Origin of the sequence: Secundilactobacillus paracollinoides DSM 15502 = JCM 11969 (assembly GCF_001311135.1) — a bacterium.
GTDB lineage: Bacteria > Bacillota > Bacilli > Lactobacillales > Lactobacillaceae > Secundilactobacillus > Secundilactobacillus paracollinoides.
On the sequence record NZ_BBAG01000078.1, the window covers coordinates 1 to 9,910 of the forward strand.

The window sequence follows — 9,910 nt, forward strand, 5'->3', positions numbered from 1 at the left end:
ACGACGTATTCAGAGCTACTCACTATTAGTTTTCAGCCGCCGATATAGGTGCATTAATAGATCACGAAGGCGCGGGTCGTGTGCGTAGAGGTAGAGTCCATGAACGCCACGTTTCATGATGACGTTCATCGCGTTTAACAGCAAGGTTCTTTTAGCTTCATTGATTGTGGCACTATCTTGCATGTCAGGTCGGCGTTTAAAAGCTTCAGGATCTGTAATGAGATGCGTGTCAATTGCAAGATGGGACCCATCTCCAGCTAAGACGACTGGCGGCCCTAAAATAATGCCGGCATAGTTTAAGTCAAATCCCTGACACGTATATATTGAGCCAACTTCATTAATGGTTTCGGGTATTTCCGCCCAGGGAGTGGCGGTGTAATTATATTGATCCCAGGGCATTTTAAACGCGCCTTCAGTAATGTAATGCTTGCCGCCGTCCAGTATGGAGGGATATCCCGTGGTGGACAAAATGCGAGAAAGACCGACCTGGTTGTTTTTAATGACAATTTGTTGCCGCATTTCTTCAGCATCATCGAAAATCCGGAAGTCATAGTGGTTTTTAAAGGCGCCTTGAATTGGCAGAATTTCGCCCGTGGTTGTGAGCGCATCGATCCATTGAATGACACTTGGATCAGCCTGCATTCGAAATTGATGATGAAGCGTAAACCACTGCTGATGAAAGGGTGCAAGTAAGTGTTTTAAACGAGCCGTTGTCCAATAAGTTTTTAACCGCAAGACTTGGCGCTCATCAAAAACAATAATCAGGACGCGACAGCTTGCGATTAATTCTTGAAGCTGATTATCACCATAAAAATTATTATAGTGGTCTGGTTGTGATAGCAGCAAATGGGCTTCATCCACGATGCCAATATCAAAACCGGCTCCAGTTTTTCGACAGCGATTAATGAGCGAGGTTGGTCGTTGGAAATTCTTCTTGTACTCGTTGGGTAGGTCACCGGCAATGTTGCGATAGACTTTAAGTAGTTCCGGATGATTCACCAGAAAATAGTTTGTGCTGTTATACAACGGGCTTTCTGAATCGTGCGCAGCACTTTGAAGATCGTAGAACAGTTGGCTTAAGACAACACTTTTGCCAGTGCCAGCATCGCCGGTGATGACGAAGACACTTGGGGTGTCGTCTTGATAGTGCGCATCAACGAACGCTTCTGCAGCGGAAACGAGTTGCTGCTGTTCACTGGTGAGTTCTTTTAGTGGTGATAATTTGGCGTTAGCTGGTTGCTCAAGAGGGCACCTCCTAAATTAATGATATTCTTAGTGTAACGCAACCTAATTCATTGACAAAATTGAGGAGTCATTATAGGGTGTAGATATAGAGTTTACATTTGTAAACAATAAACGACATTGGGAGGTTAGATGATGAAAATGAATGGGGAACATCCAGCGGATATGTCAGAGATGGCTAATATGGATCAAGACACGATGACGATGCCTGGTGGCACGCATATGATGATGGATACGGGGAGTCTTCGGCGTAAATTCTGGGTCTCATTAATTTTAACGATACCCATAGTGCTCTTTTCACCCATGATGGGGATGAAATTGCCGTTTCAGATAACATTTACCGGGTCTGATTGGGTCGTCGCGGTTATTGGGACGTTCATTTTTATTTATGGCGGTCAGCGTTCTTTTCAGGCGCGCGCAACGAATTGAAGATGCGACAACCAGCGATGATGACGCTGATTACGATGGGCATTTCGGTGGCTTATGTCTACAGCATTTACGCGGTGATTGCCAACGATATTTTCCATGTAACGCCACTGTGACTGATTTTTTTTGGGAACTGGCGACATTGATCGATATTATGCTGCTGGGTCATTGGATTGAAATGGGCGCAGTGATGAACGCCGGTTCAGCCGTTGATAAGTTAGCCAAACTGTTGCCTGATTCTGCGCACTTAATTGGTGCAGACGGCACAGTCAGCGACGTTAAGGTGGCATCGTTGCAGGTTGGTCAGCGCGTCCAAATTCGGGCTGGTGAAAAGATTCCGGCTGATGGTACAGTCAACGACGGGACGACGAGCGTTAACGAGGCCATGGTCACGGGGGAAGCGAAGGCGGTCGCAAAGACAACTGGCGATACCGTTATCGGCGGGACGATCAATGGCACTGGAACACTAGAAATTACCATTACTGGTACCGGCGACAGTGGGTATCTATCGAAGGTGATGACACTGGTTCAATCCGCACAAGATAATAAATCACAAACCGAAACGATGGCCGACAAAGTTGCTGGTTATCTCTTCTACGCCGCGTTGATAGTCGGTGTTGGTTCGTTTATTGTTTGGCTGATGACGAGTAATTTAGCGGCTGCTTTATCGATTGCAGTGACTGTCTTTGTGATTGCTTGTCCGCACGCACTGGGGTTAGCAATTCCCTTAGTGGTGGCACGGGTAACCTCTCTGGCTGCCACAAGCGGGCTGTTGATTGCCAACCGATCGGCGTTGGAGCAGATCAATCACGTTAAGTATGTCTTGATGGACAAAACGGGAACGCTGACGGCTGGTAAATTTAGTGTGAATGACGTCCAGTCGTTTTCAGACGAAATGGACGATAACACTGTTTTAGCGACAATGGCTGCGCTTGAACAACAGTCGACGCATCCGTTAGCGACTGGGATTTTGAGTGCCGCAAAGTCGGCTAACCTAAACGTTACGGCTGCTGAAAATGTGTATCAGCAAACTGGTGTCGGCCTTGCTGGCGACCTGGACAACCATCATTATCAGATCGTGTCCCCGACATATGTTGCAAAACAAGGCTTAACGGTCCCAAAAATCGCCACGGGGCATCCTGGGGATACGATCAGCTACCTCATTGAGAATCAGCAAGTTTTGGGCGTGGTTGCCCAAGGTGATCAGATCAAACCAGAGGCACAAAAGATGGTGACGCAGTTGAAACAAGATGGGCTGGTTCCGGTCATGCTAACGGGTGATAATCGCCAAGCTGCTCAAACGGTCGCAGCCGTGCTTGGGATCGATGAGGTTCAGGCTGAATTGTTGCCAGAGGATAAGGACCGCCTCGTGACGGACTATCAAAAACGTGGCGGAGTGATGTTTGTCGGTGATGGTGTGAATGATGCACCAAGTCTTGCTCAGGCGGATATTGGTGTTGCGATTGGTTCCGGGACGGACGTGGCGATTGATTCCGCAGATGTAATCCTGGTCAATTCTAACCCGTATGACATTGTGAAGCTCATCCGACTCGCCAAAACCATGACGCGTAAAATGACGCAAAACATCTGGTGGGGCGCTGGGTACAACATTATTGCCATTCCACTGGCTGCCGGCGTTTTGGCGCCGATTGGGTTCATCTTGTCCCCCATGGTGGGGGCCGTCCTCATGTCATTGAGTACCGTGATCGTTGCGTTGAACGCGTTAACGATTCGCCGCGATTAAGAGTGACTTCAAAAAACACGGTTCAGCTGACTGGTTATCCAGTGCTGAAACGTGTTTTTTAGGTGATACGTAATAATTGCGGTTCTCATGTGATGAAATGATACAACACGTTAGTTTCCTGATACTTGGCCACTAACGCGGATGGTCGTCAGTTATCCTGCTCAACGCTTTGATAACTTGCTTCGTGGTAGTTATTTAACGGTCGCTGGAAGTAGACAAATGGTTTGAATCGTTCGTCGCGTTTCCAGACCGCGAAGTCTTCACTGGTATCCCAGACGGTCAAAATGATATTGTTTGACCGGTTATGTTCTTCCTTCATAAAGTAGATGGCGTGAAGCCCCTCAGGCATCTCGTCAGTTGTGACAAAGTGGTTGGCCTTTGAATTAAACACTTTTTGGTCATCTGGTGATAGATTGTCAAAATACATGAAATTGACAAACCGTCCCCAATCGGTTGTACCACGGTGAAGTTTAATGTCATAATGGACGGGTGAGGCAAATACTGATTCTTGACCAGACACATCTAACAAAGCAAGTTGCTCGCCTGACGTAGTGGTTTCCAGCAGGAGCATCGGCCGATCCGGATTCTTTGCCTGGACCTGTTCGAGAACGTCCTTACTGCCAAAGGTGATACTGAGTTGTGAAATCATAGTCATTCCTCCTTTACTTCATCATCCTTATTATACGAGTGATGTGCACCAAATGAAAACGTAAACAACTTTTTTATGTTAATTCTTATTTGAAAGGAAGTTATTCTCTTATGCAACTAACAGTCATTGGGTATTACGGCGGCTATCCGGCAAATGGTGTCGGCACGAGCAGCTATTTAATCGAGGCTGACAATTATAAATTACTTTTGGATTGTGGCAGCGGTGCGCTATTGAGTTTACAAGAAATCATGGATCCGCTGGCCCTTGACGCGGTGATCGTTTCCCACTACCACCACGACCACGTGGCCGATTTAGGGGTGCTGCAATACTACTGGCAGCTTCATGAGGAACGACCCAACCAAAATGTGCTGCCCATCTATGGGCCAACGTCTGACCCGTTAAACTTTGGCACCCTGACGTGGCCGCACGCAAGCGTTGGACACGGCTACTTGGCGGATGATACCCTGACAGTCGGGCCGTTTACGATCCGGTTTCTAGAGACACATCATCCCGTGCCTGCCTACGCGATGCGGATCACTGAAACGGCGACTGGCAAGACCATTGTCTTCACGGCGGATACCGCTTATTTTGACGGCTTGGCACCATTTGCAAAGGATGCTGATCTGTTGTTAACGGACACAAATTTCTACGACGATAAGACTGGTAAAAAATGGCATCTTACAGCTGGCAAATCTGGTCAAATTGCTAAGGACGCCAACGTGAAACAACTTGTACTGACACATTTACCGCAGTGGGGCGATCTTGACCAGCTCGTGGCGCAAGCAGCGCAACAGCAGGGGATCGGGTGCGTGTGAGCCATGCCCAGTTACGCCAGACCTATATTCTGAAGTAATTGTGACGAAACCTTGCGATTAGTTTGATGTTTTAGTGAACATGGTTCTAAAACCGTGCGGCCTCCGTTATACTGTGGGTAGAGACAAACACAGACGATACCGACAAGTTTGGAGGCCTATGCTATGACAGTAACTTTATTTACTTCACCCAGTTGTACCTCCTGCCGGAAAGCCAAAAAATGGCTGCAGGATAATGACGTTGCGTTTACAGAACAAAATATCTTTGTTCAGGCACCAGTGTGCAGCAGATCAAATGGATCTTAAGTTTGACTGAAAATGGGACTGAGGAGATCATTTCTAAACGCTCTAAAGGCTATAAGACATTGAACCTTGATATGGATACGTTGTCTATTCATGAGCTGATTACCTTGATCACCAAGTATCCAGGATTGTTGCGGCGACCAATTTTGTTTGATAACAAGCGCCTGCAAGTTGGGTATAACGATGATGAGATTCGCCGGTTTCTGCCACGGCACATTCGAACGATCGAACTCGAACGTGCAAAACGACGCGCCGATCTGCTATGACGTCTTGCTTGACGTTGGGCCAATCGCTTGATATTACTATGGGGATTTTATATAATCATGTCAAAGACCACTCAGGTACTTTACAAACGCGTAAAATCCTTTAAACTTGTAAGTAGCAAGATAAGGTACCGGCAGAAAGAGGTGTTGGGTCATGGAAATGGAAAGAATTAACGAAAATACAATTCGTGTTTTGATTGGTAATGACGATTTAACAACGGGGAATTACCGTCCTCGATCTGCTTGGTAACCACAAGCAAATAGAAAACTTCTTCTACAGCATTTTGGAAGAGGTCGATGTTGATCATCAATTTCAAGAAACAGATGCCGTGACATTCCAAGTGTTACCGAATCGCAACGGTCTTGAGTTGTTTATCAGCAAAAGTAACGCTTCTGATGACCAAGTGGATCCAGACCAACCTGATGACGATGATGACGCACCCCAGATTCAATCAATTAAACAAGAAGAGGTGCCGGATTTTCTGAAGCGGCAATTGATGCAAACGGATGATGATCAAGACGGCACTGATGATCGGCAAGAACATGATTCAGACGACCAGCTAGCTGGCAAACCGAATGGCTCACCGCTGCACACGGTCGTGCTTAAACTTCACGCGTTTGATGATTTAATTGCGATTGCCAATGTCTTAAACCTGACCGACGTTGCATCAAGTCTCTATCACTACCAGGATAGCTACTATCTTGAATTCTCATTTCGCATCAACGAGCAATCACCAGAATCCATTAAGGATGAATTAGCGGTTGCCTATGAATATGCTGAACAAACCACGATCACAGCGGATGTGTTGGACGAACACGCGCAAAAGATCATGGACCAAACAGCGTTAGAATTGACCCGGCGTTATTTTAATAAGTAATGAGGGCACTATAAGAGCATCACATATCTAATTGTGGATATGTGGTGCTTTTTTTAGAGCAGAGCGTGAAGCAAGGCGGTTAGAGGGCGGAGCAGAAGACGAGTCTGGTAGAAATGCCTGGGTCTGGCATTTTTACCAGACTCGTCTTCTGCAGTAGCCCTCTGCCTTGCTGAGCGCGTTTCCACTATATAATTGAGAAAGTTACAGGTAGGGACGCCCAAGCCGACATTTTTACCGGAGTCATTTTTTGCAGTGGCCTTCACTTGTCCTTGCAAACGCGTTTCGATTAGTTAGACAAGAAAAAATACACTTAAAAACAACCAAACACCCCAATCCCCACGTAGTTCCCCACGTAGTTACCAGGTGAAAGGGGGCAACACCATGCTAACAGCTATTAATCAGTCCCATCAGGTGATAATCGCCGCGGCTGCTGATCGTCAGACACTCTATTATTGTCCCGGTTGCCGAACGAAAGTGATCCTTAGACGCGGTCAACGAGTGGTGGCACACTTTGCGCACCAGTCAGGCAGTCACTGTGCGGTAAGCAGCGAACCAGAAAGTCAGCAACACCTCACCGGTAAGTGGCAGATGGCGCATTATTTTGGTGAGGACAGGGTCGAACTGGAACCTTATCTGAAGACCATTAGACAGCGACCAGATCTGATCGTTACTCAAGCTAAAGGACAGGTGCCGATTGAATTTCAATGTTCGGCAATTTCACCAGAAAAACTCACAAGCCGCAACGCGGGCTACCAGCAGCTAGCGCTGAAACCAGTTTGGGTGTTAGGAAATCAGTATTATCAGCATATGACGAGACAGGTACAGGTTGCACCGTTTGTGACCTGGTCAGCAGCGTGGGGGTGGTACCTTCTGTTTTGGCGGACAGCGACGGCCACGATGGAACTGTGGTGCCAGATTCAAACCGATCTTTTGGGGACGATCGGGTACCAACGATATCGGCTGTTAGGTGCAGGCCAGTATGAATTTATTGAAAACAAGGCGATTCGGGCCACGACATGGCAAGTCAACCAATTGCGGCAACAAATCGTTCACGGATTACGCTATCGAACACCGAAGTATATGCAATGGCAGAATTTTTGTTATAGTCACCACCGGCTGTTACAGACGATTCCCACTTCTGTTTTGATCAGCCAGTCGTCGTGCCGATTTTTGGTGACTCAGTCGCTATTTTTCGCTACTGTTTACTGATATTGATTTCAGAACTTGGGTCGGATCAAGAATTGAATCAGTCACAGCTATTCTGTATGGTCGAAAAACTACGCCCAATGCTGGTGATTGGCAATTTAGCAAATTGCAGTGAGCGCCGTTTTCGTGACCAGTTGCAGCTTGTTCTTGACGATTGGGTCCAAACGCTCATGAATAATGGCTACTTACACCGGGTCGGTCCTGAAAAATGGCGGGTGACCAGACAAATTATGCCAGCCTAAATGGTTGACGTGCCGTTTTGGTGTCAATTATGCTAAAGTAGCCTTAACAAGTGAACTCAAGGAGGAAATGCAATTGGCAGACGTCAAACAATTACCAACTCGTGATGAAGTAGATCCCAAATTCACGTGGGATCTCACACCAATTTATGCAACAACAGCCGACTTTGAAGGTGACTTCAACAAGGTCCAGGAGGCGATTCCTGAATTAGAAGACCTTCGTGGCTCTCTAGCGACTGGTGCTGATCAGCTGCTGCATGCGATCCAAAGCATTCTTAGCGTGATTCGACGAGCGGAAAAAGTCTATGTTTACGCGTCTTTAAAGCACGATGAAGACACCGGAAATGCTGAGAATCAAGCGCTAAGCGGCCGAACGCAAACCTTATTTACCAGTCTTGAAAGTGCCATTGCGTGGTTTGAACCAGAACTGCTGGCCATTGATAAGGCAACACTTGACAACATGCTGGCCCAAAACAGTACCCTCGGTGAATACAAACACTATCTCGATACGATTACGGATCAGCGAGATCACGTTTTGGCCCCCAACGAAGAAAAATTATTGGCCCAAGCTGGAGATGCACTCGGGACGGCAAGTAACACGTTTGGCGTGTTAAATGATGCTGACCTGGAATTCCCCGTTGTGGAAGATAATGATGGTCAGGCCGTTCAACTGTCTCAGGGTGTGTATGATCAGTTGATTCAATCCACCAAACCAGCCGTACGTGAAATGGCCTTTAAACAGCTCTATGCCGTTTATCACCAATTCCGCCATACATTGGCTTCAACACTGGCTGGCAACGTTAAAACGCATAATTTCAACGCTCAGGTGCGTCATTATGCTGATGCCCGTGAGGCAGCGTTGAGTGGCAATCACATCCCTGTGAGTGTGTATGACACGCTCGTCAAGGCGGTCAACGCCCATTTACCGTTACTGCACCGTTATGTGGCGCTTCGAAAACGAATCTTGGGGTTGTCGGACCTTCATATGTATGATCTGTATACGCCAATTACCGGGGAACCACAATTAACCTACACCTACGAGACTGCTCGTGATGAAGCACTTAAAGCTTTAGATGTGATGGGACCTGACTATCTATCCCACGTTAAAACAGCCTTTGATTCACGCTGGATCGATGTTGTTGAGAACCAGGGAAAGCGTTCTGGTGGGTATTCATCTGGCATGTACGACACGGCACCGTATATTTTGCTGAACTGGCAGGATAATTTGGAAAGTTTGTACACCTTGGTTCATGAAATGGGTCACAGTATGCACAGCTATTACAGTAGTCACAACCAGCCATATCAGTATGGCGACTATTCCATTTTCGTTGCCGAGATTGCATCCACGACTAATGAAACGTTGTTGACGGACTATCTGCTGAAGACTTACGACGAGCCACAAGTTCAGGCCTTTGTGTTAAATCATTACCTGGACGGCTTTAAGGGGACTGTCTTCCGCCAGACTCAGTTTGCTGAATTTGAGCAATTTATTCACGAGGAAGATGCAGCGGGACACCCGTTGACGGCGGATCATTTGAGTGATTACTATCTGAAGCTTAATCAGCGTTACTACGGTGATGCTGTTCAGTCTGATCCGGAGATTGCGGACGAATGGGCCCGAATCCCGCATTTCTACTATAACTACTATGTTTACCAGTACGCCACCGGCTTCGCGGCAGCGAATACGCTGGCAGACCGGATCCTTTCTGGGGACACTAGCAAGCGCGATGCTTATCTGAATTACCTGAAGTCGGGCAGTTCTGATTATCCGATCGAAGTGATGAAGAAGGCGGGCGTAGACATGTCACAAGAGACCTATCTCGACCAGGCGTTTGACCAGTTTGAAGCACGGTTGAATCAGTTTGAAAAATTGGTAGAGCGTGAAGGAAAACGGTAGGAAGCGGAGTGTAAGCCGACTCTGACATAAAGGCCTGATCTTGGCCTTTATGTCAGAGTCGGCTTACGCGCAGCTTTCTGTTTTGCGAAACGCGTTTCGACTCGAGGACAGAGGCCCACACGGAAATGCCCGAACTTGGCATTTCCGTCAGAGTGGGCTTACATGCAGCTTTCTGTTTTCCGAAACGCGTTTCGGCTTGAGGACAGAGAATCGCAAAGAAATGCCCGAACCTGGTATTTCCGTCAGAGTGA

4 protein-coding genes and 4 pseudogenes are annotated in these 9,910 nt (G+C 47.2%); 6 read left to right on the forward strand and 2 right to left on the reverse strand.

The window, feature by feature from the left end:
* Positions 1 to 15: 15 nt before the first annotated feature.
* Positions 16 to 1,233, reverse strand: a pseudogene (locus JCM11969_RS14855) (DUF2075 domain-containing protein); the annotation flags it as partial.
* Positions 1,234 to 1,383: 150 nt separating this feature from the next.
* Between JCM11969_RS14855 and JCM11969_RS14860 the strand changes: the two are divergent.
* Positions 1,384 to 3,412 (forward strand): annotated as a pseudogene (locus JCM11969_RS14860) (heavy metal translocating P-type ATPase).
* A 148-nt stretch (positions 3,413 to 3,560) separates the two neighbouring features.
* Here JCM11969_RS14860 and JCM11969_RS14865 read toward each other — a convergent pair.
* On the reverse strand, positions 3,561 to 4,061 hold the full coding sequence (locus tag JCM11969_RS14865; protein WP_054712375.1) for a hypothetical protein: 501 nt from the start codon (positions 4,059 to 4,061) through the stop codon (positions 3,561 to 3,563).
* 110 nt (positions 4,062 to 4,171) lie between these two features.
* Between JCM11969_RS14865 and JCM11969_RS14870 the strand changes: the two genes are divergently transcribed.
* The 5 genes and pseudogenes from JCM11969_RS14870 to pepF all read left to right on the forward strand — a co-directional run bounded on the left by JCM11969_RS14870 (position 4,172) and on the right by pepF (position 9,659).
* Positions 4,172 to 4,876, forward strand: coding sequence for an MBL fold metallo-hydrolase (locus JCM11969_RS14870; RefSeq protein WP_054712378.1), 705 nt, complete (start codon positions 4,172 to 4,174; stop codon positions 4,874 to 4,876).
* Between the two features lie 162 nt (positions 4,877 to 5,038).
* Positions 5,039 to 5,442: pseudogene (spx, locus tag JCM11969_RS14875) on the forward strand (transcriptional regulator Spx).
* A gap of 211 nt (positions 5,443 to 5,653) precedes the next feature.
* Positions 5,654 to 6,317: pseudogene (locus JCM11969_RS14880) on the forward strand (adaptor protein MecA); the annotation flags it as partial.
* 381 nt (positions 6,318 to 6,698) lie between these two features.
* Positions 6,699 to 7,526, forward strand: coding sequence for a competence protein CoiA (locus JCM11969_RS14885; protein ID WP_054712382.1), 828 nt, complete (start codon positions 6,699 to 6,701; stop codon positions 7,524 to 7,526).
* A gap of 312 nt (positions 7,527 to 7,838) precedes the next feature.
* Positions 7,839 to 9,659: an oligoendopeptidase F gene (gene pepF / locus JCM11969_RS14895; RefSeq protein WP_156319398.1), complete on the forward strand. Its 1,821-nt coding sequence runs from the start codon at positions 7,839 to 7,841 to the stop codon at positions 9,657 to 9,659.
* Positions 9,660 to 9,910: the final 251 nt, after the last annotated feature.

What these genes read in the sequence shown, in the direction of transcription:
- JCM11969_RS14865 (WP_054712375.1), bottom strand. Translation starts at nt 4,061, where the DNA reads ATGATTTCACAACTCAGTATCACCTTTGGCAGTAAGGACGTTCTCGAA.
- JCM11969_RS14870 (WP_054712378.1), top strand. Translation starts at nt 4,172, where the DNA reads ATGCAACTAACAGTCATTGGGTATTACGGCGGCTATCCGGCAAATGGT.
- JCM11969_RS14885 (WP_054712382.1), top strand. Translation starts at nt 6,699, where the DNA reads ATGCTAACAGCTATTAATCAGTCCCATCAGGTGATAATCGCCGCGGCT.